The organism is Bordetella hinzii LMG 13501 (assembly GCF_001548475.1).
GTDB classification, from domain to species: domain Bacteria; phylum Pseudomonadota; class Gammaproteobacteria; order Burkholderiales; family Burkholderiaceae_B; genus Bordetella; species Bordetella hinzii.
Map to the genome: position 1 here is coordinate 16,815 of NZ_LRUJ01000025.1, position 22,416 is coordinate 39,230.

General features: G+C 63.9%; 21 protein-coding genes. 7 read left to right on the forward strand and 14 right to left on the reverse strand.

Annotated elements, in window-relative coordinates:
* The first annotated feature begins 85 nt into the window (after positions 1-85).
* Genes AXA74_RS15935 through AXA74_RS15960 form a run of 6 tightly spaced genes read left to right on the forward strand, consistent with a single transcriptional unit; the run spans position 86 to position 7,110 of the window.
* The gene (locus AXA74_RS15935) at positions 86-1,273 is read left to right on the forward strand and encodes a CaiB/BaiF CoA transferase family protein (RefSeq protein WP_029578337.1); all 1,188 of its coding nucleotides are present in this window, start codon (positions 86-88) and stop codon (positions 1,271-1,273) included.
* Positions 1,270-2,082 carry an enoyl-CoA hydratase/isomerase family protein gene (locus AXA74_RS15940; protein WP_032977943.1) on the forward strand — a complete coding sequence of 271 codons (813 nt, stop codon included), beginning with the start codon at positions 1,270-1,272 and terminating at the stop codon, positions 2,080-2,082. Before AXA74_RS15935 ends, AXA74_RS15940 begins: the two co-directional genes overlap by 4 nt.
* A 10-nt stretch (positions 2,083-2,092) precedes the next feature.
* A complete protein-coding gene (locus AXA74_RS15945; protein ID WP_032961130.1) occupies positions 2,093-3,028 on the forward strand; it encodes a hydroxymethylglutaryl-CoA lyase in 936 nt (311 codons plus the stop codon).
* Between the two features lie 19 nt (positions 3,029-3,047).
* Complete coding sequence (locus tag AXA74_RS15950) at positions 3,048-4,232, forward strand: acyl-CoA dehydrogenase family protein (protein ID WP_029578334.1); 1,185 nt, start codon at positions 3,048-3,050, stop codon at positions 4,230-4,232.
* A 20-nt stretch (positions 4,233-4,252) separates the two neighbouring features.
* Positions 4,253-5,620: an MmgE/PrpD family protein gene (locus AXA74_RS15955; protein WP_032955496.1), complete on the forward strand. Its 1,368-nt coding sequence runs from the start codon at positions 4,253-4,255 to the stop codon at positions 5,618-5,620.
* 2 nt (positions 5,621-5,622) lie between these two features.
* Positions 5,623-7,110, forward strand: a complete 1,488-nt coding sequence (locus AXA74_RS15960; protein ID WP_032977946.1) for a class I adenylate-forming enzyme family protein — start codon at positions 5,623-5,625, stop codon at positions 7,108-7,110.
* Between the two features lies 1 nt (position 7,111).
* On the opposite strand, the gene AXA74_RS15965 is transcribed toward AXA74_RS15960, so the two are convergent.
* Positions 7,112-8,074, reverse strand: coding sequence for a Bug family tripartite tricarboxylate transporter substrate binding protein (locus tag AXA74_RS15965; protein ID WP_032955498.1), 963 nt, complete (start codon positions 8,072-8,074; stop codon positions 7,112-7,114).
* A gap of 185 nt (positions 8,075-8,259) precedes the next feature.
* Between AXA74_RS15965 and AXA74_RS15970 the strand changes: the two genes are divergently transcribed.
* Positions 8,260-9,438 (forward strand): MFS transporter, encoded by a 1,179-nt coding sequence (locus AXA74_RS15970; protein ID WP_032977949.1) that lies wholly within the window; start codon positions 8,260-8,262, stop codon positions 9,436-9,438.
* Positions 9,439-9,446: 8 nt separating this feature from the next.
* Here the strand turns inward: AXA74_RS15970 and AXA74_RS15975 are convergent, their stop codons facing one another.
* The 13 genes from AXA74_RS15975 to ychF all read right to left on the reverse strand — a co-directional run bounded on the left by AXA74_RS15975 (position 9,447) and on the right by ychF (position 22,323).
* Positions 9,447-9,638: a hypothetical protein gene (locus AXA74_RS15975; protein ID WP_029578329.1), complete on the reverse strand. Its 192-nt coding sequence runs from the start codon at positions 9,636-9,638 to the stop codon at positions 9,447-9,449.
* Positions 9,635-10,090 carry a hypothetical protein gene (locus AXA74_RS15980; RefSeq protein WP_032977952.1) on the reverse strand — a complete coding sequence of 152 codons (456 nt, stop codon included), beginning with the start codon at positions 10,088-10,090 and terminating at the stop codon, positions 9,635-9,637. Before AXA74_RS15980 ends, AXA74_RS15975 begins: the two co-directional genes overlap by 4 nt.
* Before the next feature lie 159 nt (positions 10,091-10,249).
* Positions 10,250-11,071 carry a hypothetical protein gene (locus AXA74_RS15985; protein ID WP_032977955.1) on the reverse strand — a complete coding sequence of 274 codons (822 nt, stop codon included), beginning with the start codon at positions 11,069-11,071 and terminating at the stop codon, positions 10,250-10,252.
* Between the two features lie 627 nt (positions 11,072-11,698).
* Positions 11,699-11,911, reverse strand: a complete 213-nt coding sequence (locus AXA74_RS24230; protein ID WP_185844202.1) for a hypothetical protein — start codon at positions 11,909-11,911, stop codon at positions 11,699-11,701.
* A gap of 101 nt (positions 11,912-12,012) precedes the next feature.
* Positions 12,013-12,150, reverse strand: a complete 138-nt coding sequence (locus AXA74_RS24235; protein ID WP_155271744.1) for a hypothetical protein — start codon at positions 12,148-12,150, stop codon at positions 12,013-12,015.
* A 22-nt stretch (positions 12,151-12,172) separates the two neighbouring features.
* The gene (locus AXA74_RS15995) at positions 12,173-15,325 is read right to left on the reverse strand and encodes a type I restriction endonuclease subunit R (protein ID WP_032977961.1); all 3,153 of its coding nucleotides are present in this window, start codon (positions 15,323-15,325) and stop codon (positions 12,173-12,175) included.
* Between the two features lie 22 nt (positions 15,326-15,347).
* The gene (locus tag AXA74_RS23960; protein ID WP_185844203.1) at positions 15,348-15,551 is read right to left on the reverse strand and encodes a hypothetical protein; all 204 of its coding nucleotides are present in this window, start codon (positions 15,549-15,551) and stop codon (positions 15,348-15,350) included.
* Positions 15,552-15,653: 102 nt separating this feature from the next.
* On the reverse strand, positions 15,654-17,087 hold the full coding sequence (locus tag AXA74_RS16000) for a restriction endonuclease subunit S (RefSeq protein ID WP_312026062.1): 1,434 nt from the start codon (positions 17,085-17,087) through the stop codon (positions 15,654-15,656).
* Complete coding sequence (locus AXA74_RS16005) at positions 17,029-18,744, reverse strand: class I SAM-dependent DNA methyltransferase (RefSeq protein WP_032977967.1); 1,716 nt, start codon at positions 18,742-18,744, stop codon at positions 17,029-17,031. Before AXA74_RS16005 ends, AXA74_RS16000 begins: the two co-directional genes overlap by 59 nt.
* Before the next feature lie 26 nt (positions 18,745-18,770).
* A complete protein-coding gene (locus AXA74_RS16010; protein WP_032977969.1) occupies positions 18,771-19,763 on the reverse strand; it encodes a restriction endonuclease in 993 nt (330 codons plus the stop codon).
* 26 nt (positions 19,764-19,789) lie between these two features.
* Entirely contained in the window at positions 19,790-20,110 is a 321-nt protein-coding gene (locus AXA74_RS16015; protein ID WP_032978072.1) for an HVO_A0114 family putative DNA-binding protein, read from the reverse strand.
* 136 nt (positions 20,111-20,246) lie between these two features.
* A complete protein-coding gene (locus AXA74_RS16020; RefSeq protein WP_230588810.1) occupies positions 20,247-20,987 on the reverse strand; it encodes a tyrosine-type recombinase/integrase in 741 nt (246 codons plus the stop codon).
* 244 nt (positions 20,988-21,231) lie between these two features.
* Positions 21,232-22,323, reverse strand: coding sequence for a redox-regulated ATPase YchF (ychF, locus tag AXA74_RS16025; RefSeq protein WP_029578326.1), 1,092 nt, complete (start codon positions 22,321-22,323; stop codon positions 21,232-21,234).
* Positions 22,324-22,416 lie beyond the last annotated feature (93 nt).

The following is a 22,416-nucleotide window of genomic DNA, read 5'->3' on the forward strand; positions in this document are numbered from 1 at the left end:
AACTCAATGTAAAGTGATAAATGTACGTACATTGAACAAAGCGTTTGAGCGCCCGCCCGCGGGGGCATTGGACGGAGACAAATCCATGCAACACACGAGCGACACCGCCCCGGACTCGCCCGCCCGCCCCTTCGAGGGCATGGTGGTGGTCGAGCTGGGACACAGCGTGGCCGCGCCATTCGCCGGACAGATTTTCGGCGAACTGGGCGCCACGGTCATCAAGGTGGAAAAACAGGATGGCGATGCCGCCCGCGCCTGGGGCCCTCCCTTCCAGGAGGGCGCCGCCACCCTCTTCCAGGCGCTTAACCGCAACAAGCAGTCCGTCGTCTGCGACCTGCGCGATGCGGCGCAGACCGAAGCCCTCAGGCAGCTGATCGCCGAGCGCGCCGATGTGGTGCTGCAGAACCTTCGACCCGGCCAGGTCGACGCGCTGGGGCTGGGCGGCGCGGCGCTGCTGGCGCTCAAGCCCTCCCTGGTCTACTGCAACATGGGCGCCTTCGGCGGCGTGGGCCCGCTGCGCCAGCACCCGGGCTACGACCCCTTGATGCAAGCCTTCGGCGGCATCATGAGCACCACCGGCGAGGCCGGCCGGCCCTCGGTGCGCGTGGGCGCGTCCATCGTCGACATGGGCACCGGCATGTGGGCGGTGATCGGCGTGCTGGCCGCGCTGCTGCAACGCCAGGCCAGCGGACGTGGCCGCATCGTCGATGTCTCGCTGTTCGAGACCGCGACCACCTGGGTGTCGCTCATCGCCGCGCAAGTGCTGGTCTCGGGCGAGGCGCCGCCGCGCTACGGCTCGGGCACGGCCAGTATCGTGCCTTACAAAGGCTATGCCACGGCCGACGGCGAGATCGTCGTGGCCGCCGGCAATGATGGGCTGTTCCGCAGCCTGGCCAAGGTGGTCGGCCACCCCGAGTGGGCCCAAGACCCCCGCTACGCGGACAACCCCAGCCGCGTGGCCAACCAGGCCGAACTCTACGGGGCGCTGGACGCCATCTTCGCGCGCCAGCCTACCGCCTACTGGCTGGAGCGGTTGGAGGCGGCCGGCCTGCCCTGCTCGCCGGTCAACGACATGAACCAGATGCTGGCGCACCCGCAGACCCAGGCCCTGGGCCTGGTGCAGCGCGTGCCCGGCACCGGCATGGATTTCATCGGCCTGCCCCTGAGCTTCGACGGCCAGCGGCCCCGGCCCCGATCACGCCCGCCGATGCTGGGCGAACACACCGCGACGCTGCTGGGACAGACCCCGGCCACCCTGGAGACCCGCACATGAGCCCGACCCCACCGCCCCTGCCCGACTACGAGACCGTGACCGCGCGGTCGCATGGCGAGCACGTCCTCGTGGTGACACTGAACCGCCCGCAGGCGGGCAACGCCATCAACACGCAGATGGGCCGCGACCTGCTCGACCTCTGGAACCGCCTGACCGAGGATGCCGGTCCGGTGCGCTGCGTGGTGCTTACCGGCGCGGGCGAGCGCATTTTCTGCGCCGGCGGCGACCTCAAGGAGCGCAACGGCATGAGCCGTGAGACCTGGCAGCGCCAGCATGAACTCTTCGAGCGCATGTACTGGACCCTGGTGGACCTGCCCCTGCCGGTGATCGCGGCCGTCAATGGCCACGCCTATGCCGGCGGCCTGGAAATGGCGCTGTCCTGCGACTTTCTGTACGCCAGCCGCGAGGCGCGCTTCGCGCTGACCGAAGTCACGCTGGGCATCATGCCCGGCGCTGGCGGCACGCAGAACCTGCCGCGCGCGGTGGGCGAGCGCCGCGCCAAGGAGATCCTGATGACCGGCCGTCCCTTCGACGCCGCGCAAGCCTTGAACTGGGGGCTGGCCAATGCGCTGCACGCGCCGGCCGACGTCCTGCCGGCGGCGTTGGCCACGGCCGGGATCATCGCTGGCAACGCCCCCTTGTCGGTACGCCAGATCAAGAAATCCGTGCGCTACGGCGGCCAGATGGAGCTGCGCACCGCCTTCCGCTTCGAAATCGAGGCCTACAACCACCTGGTCGATACCGACGACCGCCGCGAGGGCGTGCTGGCCTTCAACGAAAAACGCAAGCCCGTCTTCACGGGCCGCTGAGGAGAACATCATGGCAAGAGACGTCATCCTGCGCGAGGTGGGGCTGCGCGACGGCCTGCAAAGCGTCGCCACCTTCGTGGCGACCGACACCAAGCTCGAATGGATACGCCGCGAGGCGGCCGCCGGCGTGGCCGAGATCGAGGTCACCTCCTACGTGCCGCCCAAGCTGCTGCCGCAGTTCGTCGATGCCGCCGAAGTCACCGCCGGCGCCCTGCGCGTGGGCGGGCTGACGGTGGCCGCGCTGGTGCCCAACACGCGCGGCGCGCAGCGCGGGCTGGAACTGGGCGTGCACAAGATCAATTTCGTCATGTCGGTGAGCGAGACGCACAACATGAAGAATGTGCGCCGCAGCCGCGAAGCGTCGCTGGCAGACTTCCGCGACATGGCCGGGCTGGCCCGCGCCCAGGCCCGCCGTCCCATCCTCTGCGGCGGCCTGGCGACCGCGCTGGGCTGCTCCTATGAAGGGGAGGTGCCCGTGGACGACGTGGTGCGCTACGCCGTGGCGCTGGCCGAGGCCGGCGCCGATGAGCTCATCATCCCCGACACGGTGGGCTATGCCAACCCCGCGCTGGTGCGCCGTGTCTTCAAGGCCGTGCTGGCCGAGGTCGGCTCGCTGCCGGTCGCGGCCCACTTCCATGACACGCGCGGCACCGGCCTGGCCAATCTGCTGGCCGCGCTGGATTGCGGCGTGCGCGCCTTTGACGCCTCGCTGGGCGGGTTGGGCGGCTGCCCCTTCGCGCCCGGCGCCACCGGCAACATCGTCATGGAAGACGCCGCCTACATGCTGGAATCCATGGGCGTGGACACCGGCATCGATCTGAACGCCCTGTTGGACGTGCGCCAGCTGCTGCAGGCCGCGCTGCCCGAGACCCCCCTCTACGGCGGCCTGGCGCGGGCCGGCCTGCCGCGCGGCTTCACCCCGGCCCGCGAGGCCCTGGCCGCCTGACCCCTTCATCCGAGACACCATGGACACTTGTTCCCCCCCGCTAGCCATGCCCCTGGGCGAAGACTTCCCCGATGTGCGCGACAGCGTGCGCCGCATCTGCGAGCAGTTTCCCGGCGAGTACTGGCGCCGCCTCGAGCAGGACGAGCGCTACCCCGACGAATTCGTCGCCGCGCTCACCGAATCGGGCTTCCTGGCCGCCCTCATCCCCGAAGAATACGAAGGCAGCGGCATGCCGCTGCGCGCGGCCGCCGTCATCCTGGAAGAAATCCATGCCGCCGGCTGCAACGCCGGCGCCTGCCACGCCCAGATGTACACCATGGGCACCTTGCTGCGCCATGGCAGCCCCGCGCAGAAAGCCCGCTATCTGCCGGCCATCGCGCGCGGCGAACTGCGGCTGCAGGCCTTTGGCGTGACCGAACCCACCAGCGGCACCGACACCACGCGCCTGAAGACGCGCGCCGTGCGCGAGGGCGACAGCTATGTCGTCAATGGCCAGAAAGTCTGGACCTCGCGGGCGCTGCAATCCGACCTCATGCTGCTCCTGGCGCGGACCACGCCCTATGACGACGTGCAGAAAAAAAGCGACGGCCTGTCGGTCTTCCTGGTCGATATCCGCGCCGCGCTCGGCCACGGCATGGAAATCCGGCCGCTGAAGGCCATGATCAACCACAACACCACGGAAGTCTTCTTCGACAACCTGCGCATCCCCGCCGACAGCCTGATCGGCGAAGCCGGCAAGGGCTTCCGCTACATCCTGGACGGCATGAACGCCGAACGTATCCTGGTGGCCTCCGAGGCCATCGGCGATGCGCGTTGGTTCACCCGCCGATCGGTGGCCTATGCCAGCGAGCGCCGCGTCTTCGACCGTCCCATCGGCCAGAACCAGGGCATCCAGTTTCCCATCGCGCGCGCCCATGCCGAAACCCAGGCCGCGGACCTGATGCTGCGCAAGGCCGCCACGCTGTTTCAGGCCGGCCTGCCCTGCGGCGACGAGGCCAATATGGGCAAGATGCTGGCTTCCGAGGCGGCCTGGCACGCCGCCGAAGCCTGCCTGCAGACCCACGGCGGCTTCGGCTTCGCGCGCGAGTATGACGTCGAGCGCAAGTGGCGCGAGACGCGGTTGCTGCAGATCGCGCCCATCTCCACCAACCTCATCCTTTCTTACATCGGCCAGCACATGCTGGGCATGCCGCGCTCTTTCTGAGCGCGCGGACGGAGATCCTCATGACAGGACTGACCCAGGCGCTGGGCGCCTATATCGCCCACCCCGATTTCGGCCCGCGCCAGGCGCAGGCCGAAGCCATCGCCCGCCAAGGCATGACCGACACCATCGCAGTGGCGCTGGCCGCGCGCGGCGAGACCGTCACCCGCATCGCGCTCGAACATGCCCGCGGCCTGGGCGGCGCCGGCCAGGCGCCCCTGTGGTTCGCCTCCGACTCGCTGCCGCCCGCCCAGGCCGCCTTCGTCAATGGCGTGGCCGGCCACGCGCTGGACTACGACGACGTGGCGCTGTCGGGCCACCCCAGCACCGTGCTGACGCCGGCCATCCTGGCCCAGGCCCACGTCCAGGGCGCCTCGGGCCAGGATTGCCTGCGCGCCTATATCGTGGGCTACGAAGTCTGGGCCGAGCTGACTTCGCGCGAACCCGATCCCTATCACATCAAGGGCTGGCATCCGACCGCGGTATTCGGCACCGTGGCCGCCACGGCCGCCCTGGCCCATCTGCGCGGCCTGTCCCCGGCCGACGCCGCCCGCGCACTGGCCATCGGCGCCAGCCTGGCCAGCGGACTGGTCGCCAACTTCGGCACCATGACCAAGCCCCTGCACGCCGGCCGCGCGGCCTCGCTGGCCTTCGAGGCCCTGGCCCTGACCGGCCTGGGCCTGACCGCCGCGGCCGATGCACTGGAACATCACGCCGGTTTCCTGGCGGCGCTCTCGCCCCAGGGCCGCGCCGACCGCGAGCGCCCCTACACGCCGGGCGAACCGCGCATCCTGGCCACCGGCCTGTCGATAAAAAAATACCCCGTCTGCTACTCAGGCCACCGGGTGATCGACGCCGTGCTCGACCTGGCGCGCGAGCATGCCCTGGATGCCTCGCAGGTCGAGCGCGTGGCCATCGGCATCGGCCGGCCGCAGGCCTCCATGCTGCGCAACGCCGCCCCCGTCACGGCGCTGGAAGCCAAGTTCAGCGCCCAGTTCGCCGTCGCCGCGGCGCTGGCGCGCGGCAAAGTGGGCCTGGCCGAGCTGGACGATGACCTGGTCAATGAACCGGCCCTGCGGGCGCTCTACGGCAAAGTGGATATCGGCATCGTCGAAGCGCCCGATCCCGAGGATGCCGCTTTTTCGCGCTACGACACCGTAGCCATCACCACGCGCGACGGGCGCGTGCTGCGCTCGGGCGAGATCCGCTATCCGCGCGGCCACGCGCACCTGCCCCTGCCCGAAACGGAGCTGCGCGCCAAATTCGAGGATTGCCTGGCCATCTGGCGCCGCCAGTCGCCGGACGCCGACCTGCCTTCCGGCGGCGCCCTGTACGACCGGCTGGCCAGCCTGGCGCGGATCGATGACGTGCGCACCCTGTTCCGGAGCTGAGCATGGCCGACACCATCCCCTGGTCGCTGGAGCTGCATACCCTGGCCCAGCGCTTTGCGCAGGGCGTGGCCGTCGATGACGGCCAAGACCGGCTGAGCTTTGCCGAACTCAATGCCCGCGCCCATGCGCTGGCCTGCGCGCTGCACGCCGCCGGCGTGGGCGCGGGCGGCTGTGTCGGCATCTACCTGCCCAACGGCTGCGCGGCGGTCTGGGCCGACTACGGCGCCACGATCAGCGGCGCCTGCCTCGTGCACCTGAACGCGGCCTATACCCGCGATGAGATCCGCTGGAGCCAGCAGCTCACGCCCATGAGCCACATCATCACCGACCGGGCCCATGCCCAGGCCATCCAGGGCCTGGGCGCGGCGCTCATCCTCTGTGAAGACATCGCCCCGCTGGCCGCGCCGCCCCTGTTGCCCGCCGTCAACGCCGAGGACTGGGGCCGCGTCATTTTTTCCTCCGGGACCACCGGCAAGCCCAAGGCCCTGGTCTATGACCAGGGCCGGCGCTGGCTGGCCGCCGTCATGCTGCGCGCCGTGCTGCCCTTCACCCCCGGGCCGGGCTCGCGCGTGCTCTTGATGACGCCCTATGTCCACGGCGCGTCCATGCAGGCGCGCGCCTGGATAGACCACGGCGGCACGGCAGTGCTGCTCAAGGGCGTGGACCTGGAAGCGGCCGGGCGCGAACTGCGCGCCGGCGCCGCCGTGTTCGCGCCTCCGACCGTGCTGGCCAAGCTGGCCGCCGCCTTCGAGGGCGAGCATTTTCCCGGCGTGCGCTGCGTCTTCACCGGCACGCAGACCCTCATGCCCGGCCTCTACGCCAAGGCCCGCGCCCTGTTCGGCCCGAACGTGCGCATCACCTACGGCAAGAGCGAAAACGTCAATCCCATCACCGTGCTCGACCCGGCCGCCACCGAAGCCTGCTTCGCCGAAGGCGGCGGCGAAGGCGCCTGCCTGGGCTGGCCGGCGCCCGGCGTGCAGCTGCGCATCAACGCCGACGGCGAAATCGAACTGCGCTCGCGCCATATGTATATCGGCCATGTCGACCAGGATGGCTTTCACGCTCCGGACGCCGACGGCTGGCATCGCACCGGCGACCTGGGCCGCCTCGACGACCGCGGCCGGCTCTGGCTCCTGGGCCGCATGGCCGATGTCATCAAGAGCGGCGGCTACAAAATCTATCCCGACGAAATCGAAGCCGCGTTGGCCGGCACGCCCGATTGCGGCGAGATCTGCGTGGTCGCCCTGCCCTCCGATTACTGGGGCGAGGTCATCATCGCCGTGGCCGAGCACGCCGGCGCGGGCTGGATAGACCAGGCCCGCCAGCGCGTCCAGGGACTGGCGCGCTACAAACATCCGCGCGCCCACATCGCCGTCGAGGCCTTGCCGCGCAATCCGCAGGGCAAGATCAGCCGCCGCGCCGTGCGCGAGCAGGTGCTGTCGGCCTATGCCCTGGTCGACGGCCCGTATCCCGCCCTGCGGGCGCGCTGAGTCAATCCACGCGCGCGTTCGAGGCCTTGACCGCCTGGCCCCAGACCGTGATTTCGCGTTGGATGAACTGGCGCGTGTCGGCCGGGCTGACCGACACCGTCTCGGCGCCCAGGCCCGCCAGCTTGTCCTGCAGATCGGCGCGGCCCAGCGCCTTGCGCGTGGCGGCATTGAGCTGGTCGATGACGGGCTTGGGCGTGCCCGCCGGCGCCAGCAGCGCAATCCAGGCCTGGGCCTCATAACCGGGCACGCCCTCGGTCGACACCGGCCGCGCCTTGGGAAAAGCGCGGGCGGGCTCCTTGCCGCCCACGGCCAGCACCTTCAGGGCGCCCGACTGCACATGGGGCATGATGGCCGGCCCGGCCTCGAACATCATGGCCACATCGCCGCTCATCAGGCCCGTGAGCGCCGCCGACGCGCCCCGGTAGGGCACGTGCGTGATGTTCAGGCCCGCCTGGCTTTTGAACATCTCCATCGCCAGATGATTGGTCAACCCGCTGCCGCCCGAACCATAGTTCAGCTCGCCGGGGTGACGCTTCACATAGTCCAGCAACTCGCGCACATTATTGGCCGGGAAATCCGCCCGCACCACGAGGAACAGCGGCACCATGGCCACCAGGGCCACGGGCTCGTAGTCCTTCTCCACGTTATAGGGCAGCTTGCGATAGAGCCCGGGATTGATCGCCACCGGACCGCTGGCCGTCATCAGCAGGGTATAGCCATCCGGCTCCGAGCGCTTGGCCGCCTCCATGCCAATGATGCCGCCGGCGCCGCCCCGGTTATCCACGAAGAAAGCCTGGCCCATGGCCTCGCCCAGCTCCTGCCCGATGGCCCGGGCAATCACGTCCGTGGTCTGCCCGGCCGGATAAGGCACGATGATCTTCACCCCGCGCTCCGGATAGGCGGCCTGCGCCGCCGTCACCCCACACGCCGCGCCCAGCAGCAGACCTGCAATCCAATTGCGCATCCTTGCTCTCCTTTGACGGTCACGGCGCAGGTCTCCGCCTACATCCGTACATAAAAAACACAATGAATATTTATTATGTACGTACATTGATAGAAGGCCAATCAAAATCGCGCCTCCCTCCGGCGATTTGATTCCTCGCGCCGTAGCGGCTAGGCTTGCCCCTCCTCCTGCCGCCCCGATCCCTCATGAGCCGACGCACCGCGACCTTCTTCCTGCTCATCGTCTGCGCGATGCTGTCCCTGGCCGGCACCGACCTCGTCCTGCCCGCCGTGCCGGAACTGCCGCGCCTGTTCGGCAGCAGCGAAGCGGCTGCCCAGCTCGTGCTGGCCGCCTATGTGGGCGGCTGCGGCCTGGGCCTGCTGCTCTTCGGCCGCCTGGCCGACCATATCGATCGCAAGCCGCTGCTGCTCATCTCGCTGGCCGCCTTCGCGCTGGCCTCCCTCGCTTGCGCCCATGCGCCCGGCATTGGCACGCTGATCGCCCTGCGCCTGGTCCAAGGCGCGGCGGCGGCCGCCGCCCCCGTGCTGGGTCCGGGCATCATCCGCCAGCTCTTCAGCGACCGGGGCGCGGTGCGGGCCATCGGCTTTCTGGGCAGCACCGAATCCCTGGTGCCCGCGCTGGCCCCCATCGCGGGCGCGGCCCTCCTGGCCCGCTACGGCTGGCAATCCTCATTTGAATTACTGGCCGCGCTCGCCCTGGCCGCGCTCGCGCTCCTGGCCCTGATCGGCCTGCCGCCCCAGCCGCGCGCCGTCCGCGCCCGGGGCAACTACCGCGCCTTGCTGGCCAGCCCCGTCTTCATGCGCTATGCCCTCAGCCACGCCATGACCCTGGGCGGCCTCATCACCTTTGTGTTCGGCGCGCCCATCGTCATCATCGAAAGCATGGGCGGCCGCCTCGCCGACTTCATCGTCATGCAGGTCATCAACGTCGCCGGCTTCATCATCGCCGCCAACCTCAGCGCCCGCGCGGCCGAACGCCATGGCGCCGAAGCCATCATCCTGGCCGGCACCCTGCTGTCGGCCGCCAGCGGCCTGGCGCTCGCCGCCTATGGCCTGGCCGGCGGCCGGGACGCCGGCATGCTGCCCTGGCTCTTCACCCCCATGGCCATCGGCCTGGGCCTGCGCGGGCCCATCGGCTTTTACCGCGGCATCGTCGCCGCCGGCGACAACAACGCCCGGGGCTCGGCCCTGATCATCTTCTTCATCTTCTTGATGAGCACCCTGGGCACCGTCATCGCCGCCCCCTTCATCACCCTGGGGCTGGGCGCGCTGGCCGTGGTGGCCAGCGCCATCCATCTCCTCTCCGTCGCCCTGCTGCTATGGCTGCCCGCCATGGACCCGGCGGCGCCCGAAAACGGCTCCTGACCCGCGCATCAACGCTGGCGCAGCGCGTCCCGGATCATGAATGCCAAGGTCAGCAGACAAGCGCCGGCCGGCGGCCCCCAGTCGTACAAGCGCAAGGGCCGCTCGCCCATCGAAGTCGAAAATCCAATCACGATAAGGGTCCAGGCCAACGCCACCGCGATGACAATGACAAACGGCTTGACGCCGAGCGGGGTCTTCATATGCGTGACTCCGACGAAACCGGCTTCTGCCACAAAAACGCCGGCATGGCCTTCAGCCTCAACATCCCGGCATAGCTCTTGCCATAGGCCAGGATCAGCAAACCACAGAGCAACACCTCCTGCGTGCCCGTGAACAACTGCCTGGGATGGGGGGACACGAAGAGATTCAGATAGGCGATCTGGAAAGCAATCCCGGCCATGACCGCCAACACCAGGGGCGTCAGGATATTGAACAGCAGCATCGTGCCCAGCACGATCTCCAGGTACTTGATGAAGGGATAGAACCCGACATCATTCATCGCATTCAGGTAGGGCCCCACCGCCCCCGCCTTGCTGAAGTCCGGGATCACATCAAAGACCGCGTAATTGATCCCCGACTTCAGGAAGTGGATGGCATAGTAAAAGCGCAACCATAGGATCAGGTACTTCCAGGGTGAATGCTCGGCGTGCACCGCTCTGTCTCCGTTATATGGACTGCCCACGAAGCGTGGACGAACCATTGGACGACAGGCCTTGCCCGGCAACAATACCGATTTGCGAAATCCAGCTATGCACGATCCGTGCTGGCGGACCCTCGTGGCGCGGCGCGAAGACCCGCGGGCACGCCCCGCCTAATCCGTGCTTTGCGAACTCAGGTTTCTTCGCAAAGCGCCCGCCGCGGGCGTCGGGAAGTGGAGCAACAACTCGTCCACTTCCTTGCCCCATAGCGGGCCGATACGCTCGCTGAACTTCATATACTCCTGGATAGAGTCAAAGTAGTAGAGAATGTCGCGCGGCTTGTATTTCCCAAGCAGAATCGCGTCATATACTTTTTTGACAAAGAAATCCAAGTCCGGCTGCTCATGCTGCCGGAAGATGACGATCTGGCTACGATCCAAAGGTTTGCCTTGCAGCAAGTCATCGAAGCCGATGCGCGCGACCAGGCCGATCGTCGGGTCGAGCAAAAGCCCTTTTTCCGTGTTGACGAATAGCTGCGCATGATTGCCCACCGCGCCGCCATCAAAGCCCGCGAACTTCAGCTTGCTCGTCCTGCCGGCGAACAGATCATTGAAGTAGCCCGTCAAGATTGCGTAGTTGTCGCAATCCATCGAAGTGTCCGCCAGCAGATCCTCGAGCTTCAGTGAACGGCTCGCGCCATACGGCGCCAGAGAATGCGCAAGGACGGAAAGGAACGCTATCCTTTCTTCTTCCGCGGTCAAGTCCAGAGGGCCCAGCTTCTGGTCTACTTCCGAGGCACAGCTCTCGTAGAGTGCCGGGATCGCTTTCCTGGGGTCCGCCCGGACACCCGCCAGCTTATCCGGGCTCAGGCAAAGCAAATGATCGCTCGATCGCGCATCCGCGGGCTGATTGACATGAGAAGCCGCGGCACCGCCCAGTCCCGCGACGGTGACACAGCCCAGCACCGCTGAGGCCCACCTTACCTTCCTTTTCATACCGCCAAAATTTCCGGTCAATACCGCGATTTCCCAATGCGAGCCTCGGGCTGCCTCCCCAGGAAATGCTTCCAAGCTCGCCCATCGACCGTCATTTTACTGTCATATATAACCGGCCTTTGCCAGCCAGGGCACGCGGCAAGACAGCGGCGGCTTCATCCGCCGCCATGAATCATCCGGCCTGGCCTCGGCAAACACCCATGTGGGAATGCCGCGGCCAATCTGACAGTACAGCCCGATTGACCGTCCGAGCCGCGCCTGCGAACGCCGCCGAGATCCAGCAAAAATCGTCAGACGTTGATCACACGTTTAAACGTTGATCGGTCGGCAAAGGCCCGTGAGCCTAGGTTTCGCGGGGAAACATTCCCGGGCCTCTCATGCCTCTCTGCAAAGATTCGGCTCCCGGACTTTTAAATAGAGATGACCCATTGATCTATATGATATTAAATAAAAACCTCTCTGCAGCCCTCTAATTTCTCTCCGCAATTTTCTCTGTCAGCCGCGAGCAAGGGCAGTATCGGAACCGGTGTTCACGATCACCCCACGACGGCGCAGCCTGGTCAGCAGGCTGCTATCCAGCCCCAGCGAAACCAGGCTTTCGCCCGCGCGAGCATAGTAGTCTCCCTTTCAGGCAATCGGGATACCCTGTGGCGCAGCAGAGATCTCAAACATCAACACGCGGCCATCGGTGTGTTCCAGTTCATGGATTTCACGGAAGGTGATGCGAGGTTCTGCATTTTCCGCAACCTGCATCTTCAGCGAATGCAAGCGTTCGGATTGCAGGCGGTAGTCCGTGCCGACCACGCGACGGGTTTTTTTGTTCACCATCGACAGACGCAAAAAATCGCCGCTATCGGCGATCTCGTTGCATCCATTATTCAGCCACCACCAGGCGCTGGGCCGAGCACCAGCCAGTCGCCATCGCGTCCGTGCAGGTTGGCTTAGTTTGCTAGCGCAGAGAAGTACTTGCCGATATCGTCGGTGTTGTAGTTATCGCCAGCCTGCTTGAATTCCACCACCTCGTTTTCCCAAGTAGCGACCAGGCTGTCCAGCCGTTGACTCAAGTCTGGTTGGGTCATCGTTTCGCCTCTGTCCGCCTTATCACTTCGACCAAGCGTTCGACAGTGATTCCGCTTGCTTCAGCACCAGTTCGATGGCGGCATCCTCACCCACCGGTGGGTACTTCCACTTCTTTAGCGTACGCCGTACCAGAATCCGCAGCTTGGCGCGTACGCTCTCGCGTACTTGCCAATCTACCGTGGTGCTGTTGCGCAGCTTCTCGGTGATTTCGACGGCAATTTTCTTGAGAATGTCGTCACCCAGCTCCCGCACGGCGCTTTCGTTGTTGGCCAGCGCATCGTAGAAGGCGATCTCGTCCGGATTCAGCCCCAGCGCTGCTTCACGCTCCAGCGCTGCCTGGAAGTCCTTGGCCATCTGGATCAGTTCCTCGATGACCTGAGCCGTCTCCACCGCCCGATTGTGGTACCTGCGCAGGGTTTCTAGCAGGCGGTCGCCGTACTTCTTCTCCTGCACTACGTTGTTGCGGACGCGGGCCCTGATCTCGTCGCGCAACAGCTTTTCCAGCAGTTCCACCGCCAGATTGCGGCTCCGCATCTGTCGCACGTCTTCCAGGAACTCGTCCGATAGCAGGCCGATGTTGGGCTTGTCCAAGCCCGCCAGGGCGAAGATGTCCGCCACCCCGTCCGCCACGATGGCGTTGTCCAGAATCTGCTTGAGCGCACTGTTCTTGTCCGCGTCGGAACGCTTGCGATCCACCGTGGTGAACTTGACGATGGCGGCCTTGACGGCAGCGAAGAAGGCAATCTCCGTGCGCAGGGCGGCGGCCTCGTCCAGCGTGCTGCACAGGGAAAACGCCTTGCTCACCGCCAGCATGGCATCCAGAAAGCGCTGCTTGCCGTCCTTCAGCCCCAGGATATGGTTGGCGACCGGCACCAGCAGCTTCATCGCATCGGTCTCGAACCCGCTGTAATCGAAGCCGTGCATAAGCCCACGCACGATGTCGAGCTTCTCCAGCAGCACGGCCAGGGCCTCGGCTGCGTTGTGCGCCGGGTCGCCCTTGCCCTTGGATTCGGTGTAGGTTTTGAGCGCCGCCTTCAACTCGTTGGCAATGCCGATGTAATCCACCACCAATCCGCCAGGCTTGTTGCGGAACACCCGATTGACGCGGGCGATGGCCTGCATCAGGTTGTGGCCCTTCATGGGCTTGTCCACGTACATGGTGTGGCAGCAGGGCGCGTCGAAGCCGGTAAGCCACATGTCGCGCACGATCACCAGCCTCAATGGGTCCGCCGGATCCTTGAAGCGCTTTTCCAGGCGCTTTTTCACCTGCTGGCTGTACAGGTGCGGCTGCAGCAAGGGCTTGTCCGCTGCCGAGCCAGTCATGATCACCTTGATTGCACCCTTTTCCGCTTCGGCGTCGTGCCAATCCGGGCGCAAGGCAACGATGGCGTTGTACAGCTCGGCGCAGATGTCGCGGCTCATGCACACGATCATCGCCTTGCCTTCCAGCGTGGCGTTGCGTGTCTCGAAGTGCTGCACCAGATCTGCTGCCACCTGCTCCAGGCGCGGCTGTGCGCCCACCAGCTTGGTCAGTGCCGCCCAATCACTCTTGGTCTTTTCCCGGGCGGTGATGTCTTCCTCGTCCTCGATGACTTCATCCACCTGGGCATTGAGCGCGTCGATCTCGGCCTGGTTCACATCCAGCTTGGCCAGACGGCTTTCATAGAAGATCGGCACCGTGGCGCCATCGTCCACCGCGTCCTGAATGTCGTAGATGCTGACGTAGTCGCCAAACACCGCCCGTGTGTCCTTGTCTTCCAAGGCGATGGGCGTTCCGGTGAAGCCGATGAAGGTGGCGTTGGCCAGTGCGTCGCGCATGTGCTTGGCATAGCCGAACACGTACTTGCCGGTCTTGGTATCCAGCCGCCCCTTCATGCCGTATTGGCTGCGGTGCGCCTCGTCGGAAATCACCACGATATTGCTGCGATCCGACAGCAGCGGGTGCTGCTCCTCATCGTCCAGCAGGGCGAACTTCTGCACCGTGGTGAAGATGATACCGCCCGCCTCGCGTGAGGCCAGCATCTCGCGCAATTCTTCGCGGCTACCGGCCTGCACTGGCGTTTGCCGGAGCAGGTCTTCGGCGGCGCAAAAGGTGCCGTACAACTGCCCATCCAGATCATTACGGTCAGTCACCACCACCAGTGTAGGGTTCTTCATCTCCGGCTGCTGCAATAACTTGCCCGCGTAGCAGGCCATGGTGATGCTCTTGCCCGAGCCTTGCGTATGCCAAACCACGCCCGCCTTGCGGCTGCCGGGCTGGACTTCCTTGCCATACGTGGCACGTGGCTCCTGCACTTCCAGCAAACCTTTGTTCGAACTGCTGGCGGCGATCACCGTGGCCTTCACCGCCTCGCGCACGGCATGGAACTGATGGTAGCCCGCGATCTTCTTGATGATATGGTCGGCGTCCTGCTCGAACAGCACGAAGTGGCGCACATAGTCGAGAAACAGCGCAGGCTCGAAGAAACCGCGCACCAGCGTTTCCAGCTCGAATTCCAGCAGCGGCCGATCATCCTCGTTGGCAATCGCCCGCCAGGGCTGCATGCGTTCCTGGTTGGCCGTGAGTGAACCCAGCCGCGCCGTGAAGCCGTCGCTGACCACTACTGCGACATTGCTGTTGAACAGGTCGCTAATCTCATCCTTGTAGGTCTGGATCTGGTTGAAGGCATCCCAGATGTCAGTCTGCTCGTTGGCCGGGTTCTTCAGCTCGATCACCGCCAGCGGCAGGCCGTTGACGAAGGCCACCAGATCGGGACGGCGCGGCTGCTTGGTGCCGGTCACGGTGAACTGGCTGACCAGAAGGAAGTCGTTGTCGCGAGGATTGGCGAAGTCGATCAGGCTGACCAGGTCGGTGCGCTTTTCGTCGCCGATGGAGAATTCGACCTGAATGCCGGACAGCAGCAACCGATGCACGCGGCGGTTGCGGGCGATCAGCAGTGGCTCGCTCACTGTCATCAGTTCATGCGCGGCTTGCTCCAGCGCGGCAGCCGGAATATGCGGATTGATGCGGGCCAGCGCCGCCAGCAACTGCTCGCGCAACACCACTTGCCGGTAATCCGTGCGCGCAGGCTGCGCACCATCGGGCGCAATCTCCGGCCCGTTGGCGTAGCGCCAGCCCAGCTCGCCAAACCAGCCGATGGCGGCGTCTTCGAGTTGTTGTTCAGTAACGCTCATACCATTTTCCCAAGGCAGTAAATCACTTGATCGCTTTTCTGCTACCCGCTACAAATTTTTCCGGCTTGTCTTTCACAAGTTCTAACTGATATCGACGACGATCAAGGACTTGCAAAAATGCCATTTCATGGCCGTCGGCAATGATAACTTTCCCTTTTGATTCTGAAATATCAACACCGGTATTCTTGCAAAGCTTCTTGAGCGAACTCTTGTCAATATTCTTCATCGCGAATGGCCCAAAGCATGAACAGCGGAGAGATGCTGCTCATCACCATCAGTAGCCGCGCCGTCTTGAGCCCTTCGCCGCAGCTCTTGTTGGGAACGTTACTCATATCTCCATCCCTGCAAGGAACTTCTCAGTATTCGATACATGCAATTCACCAGAGAGGAGTTTGGGAAGGAGGGTGTCGCGGAGTTCGGCGAGCGTCTGCGACGATTCAGCATGCGCGTTAATCACTCTGAAAATTGGCTCAACAAAACCCGAAAACGCAGGCCAAGTTGAATTTTCCGACGGCGCGGTAATTTTGAATTTCTCAACGGCTTCGACTTGCGCACGCTGGCGACCAGATGTACCCGTCATGCTGCGTATGGCGTGTTCACGAAATGGCGCATGCCGCACCAGCAAATAGGCGTACTCCTGCGGCACTGGTTTTTTCGACCGCATGACAATGAACTCCGTTGAACCCCATCCCACCGTTTCATCGGGCAAATTCTGTACGAAAGCCGATTTACCGTTCTCCAGGCATGGTGTGATGCGTGCCAACAAGGCGTCGCCGTTGCGAAAGCGCATGCCGCTGCCAAATTCTCTGGGCGTCGGTGGCTCTGCCCAGCTACCAGATGTCGGCAATGACGCCATATCCAGATAAGGTGCAACAGTACCTTTACGCAGCGGCTCTTTGGGGTTGAATTCAATTAATTCACTGGCAGGAACCACCTTCCACCCCTTCGGAATCTCCCCCAACTCCGACTCTTCCATGGCATCGGGAAACAGCGCGGCGGTGGTGGCGAGTTGGTCGTGGTGTTCGCGGGGCATCTGGTCGAGTTCGGCGTCGGTTTTGCCGCTGATGGCGCGCATGGCGGCGCGCAGCGGGTCTTCGCCCTGTTCGATGGCGGCGATCTTGGCCTTGACCGGGTCGAAATCGACAAACCAGGATTTGAAGATGGCTTGCGCCATGGCTTCGAGAGTTTGGTTGATACGGCGGTTGAGGTCGATCTTATCGTCGAGGGATCTCAACACCTTTGCCAAACCACGTTGCCTCTCAATCGGTGGTAGCGGAATCTTCAATTCGGCTAACGCCTTCCCGGTCAAATGCTTGATGGTCGTCCCGGTGAAATACGGTTCAAGCGCTCCGGTCTTGCCAGCATGCAAGAACCAGTAGTAAAGAAAGTAGTTGTCGAGGCCGCTCTTCACCCTGATTCTGTGCAGCGCCTTTTGAATCTTCATGTTGGGCACTTCACCCTGCCAGATCGCACACCGCCCTGGCTCTCCTCCCTCGCAAACTACCAAATCTCCGTCACGGAGTCCGTACCGCTCTTCTTCTTGCTGTTCAAAGCGCATTACAGCGAGGTCTTGAAGATCAAACGCTCCCCATCGCACGTTGCTATTCCCAAGATAGGGCTGGAAAGCCCCCCGATTCTTCTGGGCGTCTAGCATCTTCCCGAGACACGCTTCCACGTAATCCCCGAGACGTACCACAGGGTCGTTAAAAGCCATAACCCAACCCCGCCAAATTCTTCTTGATCTCCGCTTCCAGCTTCGCATTCTCCGCAAGCTGCTCCGCAAGTTGCGACGTCAGTCGCTGCATCTTGTCGGCAAAGGGCTCGTCGTCATCTTCCTGCTCTACGGCGCCCACGTAGCGCCCCGGCGCCAGCACATGCTCATGCTTGCGGATCTCTTCCAACTTGGCGGAATAGCAGAAGCCAGCCACATCCTCGTACCCTTCGCCCTGCTGCCAAGCATGGAAGGTATCGGCAATTTTCTGGATGTCTTTCGGGGTAAAGTCGCGCAGTACACGGTCTTTCATATAGCCCAACTGGCGGGCATCGATGAACAGGAATTCACCGCGCCGGTCGCGCTTCTTCTTGTCCAGCGCGAAGCCGTTCTGCTTGTCGCGGGTCAGGAACCAGATGCAGGCCGGAATCTGGGTGTTGGTGAACAACTGGCCGGGCAGCGCCACCATGCACTCCACGTAGTCGTCCTCGATCAACCGTTTGCGAATTTCGCCCTCGCTGTTGGTGTTGGAACTCATCGAACCGTTGGCCAGCAGTAGCGCCATGCTGCCGGTGGGCGTCAGGTGCCAGAGCATGTGCTGCAACCACGCGAAGTTGGCGTTGCCTTGCGGCGGCGTGCCGGCAATCCAGCGCGGATCGGCGGCCAGCTTTTCGTTCCACCATTCCTTCATGTTGAAGGGCGGGTTGGCCATGACAAAATCGGCACGCAGGTCCGGGTGCAGATCGTTGAGCAGCGTGTCCGCCGGGCCTGTACCGAAGTTGAAGTCGATGCCACGAATGGCCATGTTCATCGCGGCCAGCCGCCAGGTGGTAGGGTTGCTCTCCTGCCCATAGACGCTGATCTGCCCGCTCCTGCCGTTGGCTGCCTTGCCGCCGTGCTGTTCGATGAACTCCTCGCTTTGCACGAAGAAGCCGCCGGAGCCCATGGCCGGGTCGTAGACGCGCCCCTTGAACGGCTGGAGCATTTCCACGATCAGGGTGACGATGCTCTTGGGCGTGTAGTACTGGCCGCCCTTCTTGCCTTCTGCCAGGGCGAACTGGCCGAGGAAGTATTCGTAGACGTGGCCAAGGATGTCCTTGGATTTCAGGTCCAGCGGCTGGCCCTTGTACTCCTTGGCGCTGAAGTCGGTATCCGAGAAGTGGCTGATCAGCCCGGCCAGCTTGCTAGAGTCGAGTTGCACGCGGGAAAAGTCCTTGTTCAGTACGTTCTTCAGGCGGGCGTTCTCGCGCTCGACGGCTTCCATGGCGTTGTCGATCAGCCAGCCGACCGAACGCATTTCCTCCGGCTCGTCCTTGCCCGGCTTGTTCCACGGCAGCGCGGCCTTGGGCGGCAGTTGCGCACAATCGCGCAGGGTTTTCCAGCGCGCTTCCATCGGCACCCAGAACACGTTCTTCTCGGTGTAGTAGTCGCGGACTTCCAGCTCGGCGGCAATGTTTTCTTCGTACTCCTGGGTGCCTGCGCCGCCGTATTCGTCCGGATCCAAGTAGTAGTCATGATCCGGGTTGGTGAACTGCTCGCGCAGTTCGCGCTGCCGTTCTTCGAAGGCATCGGAGACGTACTTGAGGAAGATCAGCCCGAGCACGACGTGCTTGTACACGGCAGCGTCGAGATTGGAGCGCAGCTTGTCGGCGGCGGTCCAGAGCTTTTTTTCCAGGGCGTTGAAGAATTGTTGCTCAATGAGATGCATACGAGTCTATTTAATGATTGTTTAACTCAGGCAGGCCAATACAGACGTTTTAAGGGAACGATGCGTTTGGTTTCGGCGTCGGTGGTGTCGTAGTGCTCGATCAGGGCGCGCACCACATGGTCCAGCGTCCACATCGCCAGGGGGATGGAGGCGCGGTCTGCTTCATACTGGGCATCCTTGGTGAAGCCGCCGGTGCTGACATACAGCCCACGATCATCCTTGTGGCGACCGCCGAGGAAGCTACGGATTTCCTGACTGCCCATTTGGCCCTTGCGGTGCTTGACCTCCACGACGATGCGCGGGTGTTCGAAGCCAAATCCGTCCGGCGAAGCCACGATGTCTTTGCCCCGATCCGAGCCGGGTGGCGATACTTGGGTCTTGTAGCCCATGGCGCGCAGAATGCCGGCGACCAACTGCTGCATGTCGTCCCAGTCGAGTTCGTTGACCCGATCCTTGATGCGCTCCAGCGCCTGGGACTCGATGTCGGCCAGTGGGTCAGCGATGACGTCCTCTGTTTCATCTTCCACGGCCGGTGCCGGTTTACCCTTCAGCGCCGCCAGCACTTCAGCTGCCGCGCTGGACGGCACCTCGAACAGAGTCAGGGTCGAACCCAGGCTGTTCTTTGTGCTGGTGCCCAAGCTGTCGCGCAGTAGTTCCTGCGTTTGCCACTGCACCTTGCGCGTCAGTGGCATGCCTCGCTCGGCCCACTCTGGGTGATGCTCGGCTGGTCCTGTGATCTTGCCGATCGAATACAGGCGATTGGCTGGCGAATAGGTGATGACCCAGTCGCCATCCTGGATGTCGTTAACGAAACGCCAGACCTGCGATGCACCCGATACCACTGTGCCTTGCTTTGCCTGTGGCTCGACAGACTGGTACAGGGCGATTAGCTGCTTGCGTCCGACGCCGGGTTTGGCATGGGCTGCCAATTGATTCCAGCCCACAGCGGCTACGCCGCGTTCTCGGAAGGCGTCATACAAGCTTCCGCCTTCGCCTCGCACCATCCACATCCGTGCCATTGCATTCCCTCTCTTATTCGTAGCCATCAATCCAGCACCACCAGAAACTCCGTCGCCAGCGCTGTCGGCTGAACATCCCGAACATTGCGTCGCAGCGATACCAGGCCGTAATTGGCCATCATTCTCAGAGTGCGTGACAGGTTCGGCACCTTGCGGCCGCTGAGTTCGGCAAGTTCGGTCAGGGACTTGGGTTGCTTGTCATGGATCAGGCGCAGCAGGTGGCGGTTGTCGTCCGACAGCACCGCTGCCAGTGATGCCAAGGATGGAAACCAGATGCTGGGAACCCCACCTCCTTGCGGAGGAGGCGAACTATCCGGTTGTCGAACACCGACAATGCAGCGTTTCATGATCACAAGCCCAAAGACACGTTAACTTACAATAATATCAGTCCCTGATAAGCACTATCGGTCCCTGATAAGCACTGTTTGGCGAACCAGGAAAACCTGCCGCGCCCCGCGAGGAAATGGAGCAATTCAACAAAAATTACCCCAATACTCTCAAGCGATTACCCCATTTTCCAACGCTCCGCACGCGGCAAGGGCAAATGACAAGGGAAGGGCACTCCACGGACAACGGCCCTATCCAGAAAAGGAAAAGGCCGCAAATGGCCTGCGTCGACAACGGGCTGACATGGTCGCGCCGCGCTTTCATCTTCGTCGCAGGCCGACGCCACAGTGCATCCTCAAAGTCGAACTCCTCCCACTCGGCATCCGCCGCTTCCCCTGGACGGCAGGCGGTCAGCGCAATCAGCCGCAGACACAAAGAGGTTTCCGGATAGCCGCGGTAGCCACGCAACTCCTGATAGAACTTCTGGATTTGCTCTCGCTGAACGGTACGCGCAGTAGCCCACGCAGGCTGGGAATCGGATTGGGCTCGACCAGACCACGCACCACCGCGAACTCGAAGATGGCCGAAAGATCGCCACGTGACATGGATGGCCGCCCCCGCGCCGTGGGCCTTGCACTCCTCCAGCAACGGGCAGATATGCTTGACGCCAATGTCGCCCATCGGCATCCCATCGAACTTGGGCGACAGATGCTTCCTGGTGCGGGATTCTTTCGTGCGGTGGGAACTGAGCGCGAAGACTGGCTTCATCTTGGCCAGGTACGTCTGCGCTACTTTGGCGAACGAGCTTTCCTTTGCGCGCTTGCGTTCCTCTAGCACTTCCAGGTTGCGCTGCTTGACCTGTCGCCGCTCAGCGCAGGGGATACCTTGCTTGACCAAGGCACGCGCTTTCTCGCGGGCTGCACGCGCCTCGGCATGGCTTACTTGAGGAAAGCCCCGGGGGCACGCCCCGCCTAATCCGTGCTTTGCGAACTGAGGTTTCTTCGCAAAGCGCCCGCCGCGGGCGTCGGAAGCCTGGCCTCGGCAAACACCCATGTGGGAATGCCGCGGCCAATCTGACAGTACAGCCCGATTGACCGCCCGCGCCGCGCCTGCGAACGCCGCCGAGGTCCAGCAACAACCGTCAGACGTTGAACAAGAAGTTCATCACGTCGCCGTCCTGCACGACATATTCCTTGCCTTCGGCGCGCATCTTGCCGGCTTCCTTGGCGCCCTGCTCGCCCTTGCAGGCGATGTAGTCGTCGTAGGAGATGGTCTGGGCGCGGATGAAGCCGCGTTCGAAGTCGGTGTGGATGACGCCGGCGGCCTGCGGGGCGGTGGCGCCGATGGGGATGGTCCAGGCGCGCACTTCCTTCACGCCGGCGGTGAAATAGGTCTGCAGGCCCAGCAGCTTGAAGGCGGCGCGAATGAGGCGGTTCAGGCCGGGCTCTTCCATGCCCATGTCGGCGAGGAAGGCCTGGCGGTCGTCGTCGGCCAGGTCGACGATCTCGGATTCGATGGCCGCGCAGATGGCCACGACGGGCGCGTTGCGCTGGGCGGCGAATTCGGTGAGGCGGTCCAGCAGGGGGTTGTCGGTGAAGCCGTCGTCGCTGACGTTGCCGACGTACATGGCGGGCTTGGCGGTGATGAAGCACAGCGGCTTGATGAGCGCGAATTCTTCATCGGACAGGCCCAAGCCGCGCACGGGCTTGGCCTGGTTCAGGTGGGCGATGCATTTTTCCAGCACGCTGACCAGGCGCTGGGCTTCTTTGTCGCCGGAGCGCGCGGTCTTGGAGTGGCGGTGCAGGGCCTTTTCGGCGGTCTGCAGGTCGGCCAGGGCCAGTTCGGTTTCGATGACTTCGATGTCGGCGATGGGGTCGACCTTGCCGGCGACGTGGATCACGTTGGGATCCTCGAAGCAGCGCACGACGTTGACGATGGCGTCGGTCTCGCGGATGTGCGAGAGGAATTGGTTGCCCAGGCCCTCGCCTTGGCTGGCGCCAGCCACCAGGCCGGCGATGTCGACGAATTCGACCGTGGCCGGCAGCACGCGCTCGGGCTTGACGATCTCGGCCAGCTTGCCCAGGCGGGGGTCGGGGACTTCCACCACGCCCACGTTGGGTTCGATGGTGCAGAAGGGGTAGTTCTCGGCCGCGATACCGGCGCGGGTCAGCGCGTTGAAGAGGGTCGATTTGCCGACGTTGGGCAGGCCGACGATGCCGCATTGCAGAGCCATGGAAATCCTTGAGTGATGATGTCCCGGCGCCGCCGGGTGCGCGGCCGATTGCGCCTGCGCCTGTGTTGGTTCATCCGGGACGCCGCGCCTGCC

What these genes read in the sequence shown, in the direction of transcription:
- AXA74_RS15935 (WP_029578337.1), top strand. Translation starts at nt 86, where the DNA reads ATGCAACACACGAGCGACACCGCCCCGGACTCGCCCGCCCGCCCCTTC.
- AXA74_RS15940 (WP_032977943.1), top strand. Translation starts at nt 1,270, where the DNA reads ATGAGCCCGACCCCACCGCCCCTGCCCGACTACGAGACCGTGACCGCG.
- AXA74_RS15945 (WP_032961130.1), top strand. Translation starts at nt 2,093, where the DNA reads ATGGCAAGAGACGTCATCCTGCGCGAGGTGGGGCTGCGCGACGGCCTG.
- AXA74_RS15950 (WP_029578334.1), top strand. Translation starts at nt 3,048, where the DNA reads ATGGACACTTGTTCCCCCCCGCTAGCCATGCCCCTGGGCGAAGACTTC.
- AXA74_RS15955 (WP_032955496.1), top strand. Translation starts at nt 4,253, where the DNA reads ATGACAGGACTGACCCAGGCGCTGGGCGCCTATATCGCCCACCCCGAT.
- AXA74_RS15960 (WP_032977946.1), top strand. Translation starts at nt 5,623, where the DNA reads ATGGCCGACACCATCCCCTGGTCGCTGGAGCTGCATACCCTGGCCCAG.
- AXA74_RS15965 (WP_032955498.1), bottom strand. Translation starts at nt 8,074, where the DNA reads ATGCGCAATTGGATTGCAGGTCTGCTGCTGGGCGCGGCGTGTGGGGTG.
- AXA74_RS15970 (WP_032977949.1), top strand. Translation starts at nt 8,260, where the DNA reads ATGAGCCGACGCACCGCGACCTTCTTCCTGCTCATCGTCTGCGCGATG.
- AXA74_RS15975 (WP_029578329.1), bottom strand. Translation starts at nt 9,638, where the DNA reads ATGAAGACCCCGCTCGGCGTCAAGCCGTTTGTCATTGTCATCGCGGTG.
- AXA74_RS15985 (WP_032977955.1), bottom strand. Translation starts at nt 11,071, where the DNA reads ATGAAAAGGAAGGTAAGGTGGGCCTCAGCGGTGCTGGGCTGTGTCACC.
- AXA74_RS24235 (WP_155271744.1), bottom strand. Translation starts at nt 12,150, where the DNA reads ATGACCCAACCAGACTTGAGTCAACGGCTGGACAGCCTGGTCGCTACT.
- AXA74_RS15995 (WP_032977961.1), bottom strand. Translation starts at nt 15,325, where the DNA reads ATGAGCGTTACTGAACAACAACTCGAAGACGCCGCCATCGGCTGGTTT.
- AXA74_RS23960 (WP_185844203.1), bottom strand. Translation starts at nt 15,551, where the DNA reads ATGAAGAATATTGACAAGAGTTCGCTCAAGAAGCTTTGCAAGAATACC.
- AXA74_RS16000 (WP_312026062.1), bottom strand. Translation starts at nt 17,087, where the DNA reads ATGCGAAGCTGGAAGCGGAGATCAAGAAGAATTTGGCGGGGTTGGGTT.
- AXA74_RS16005 (WP_032977967.1), bottom strand. Translation starts at nt 18,744, where the DNA reads ATGCATCTCATTGAGCAACAATTCTTCAACGCCCTGGAAAAAAAGCTC.
- AXA74_RS16010 (WP_032977969.1), bottom strand. Translation starts at nt 19,763, where the DNA reads ATGGCACGGATGTGGATGGTGCGAGGCGAAGGCGGAAGCTTGTATGAC.
- AXA74_RS16015 (WP_032978072.1), bottom strand. Translation starts at nt 20,110, where the DNA reads ATGAAACGCTGCATTGTCGGTGTTCGACAACCGGATAGTTCGCCTCCT.
- ychF (WP_029578326.1), bottom strand. Translation starts at nt 22,323, where the DNA reads ATGGCTCTGCAATGCGGCATCGTCGGCCTGCCCAACGTCGGCAAATCG.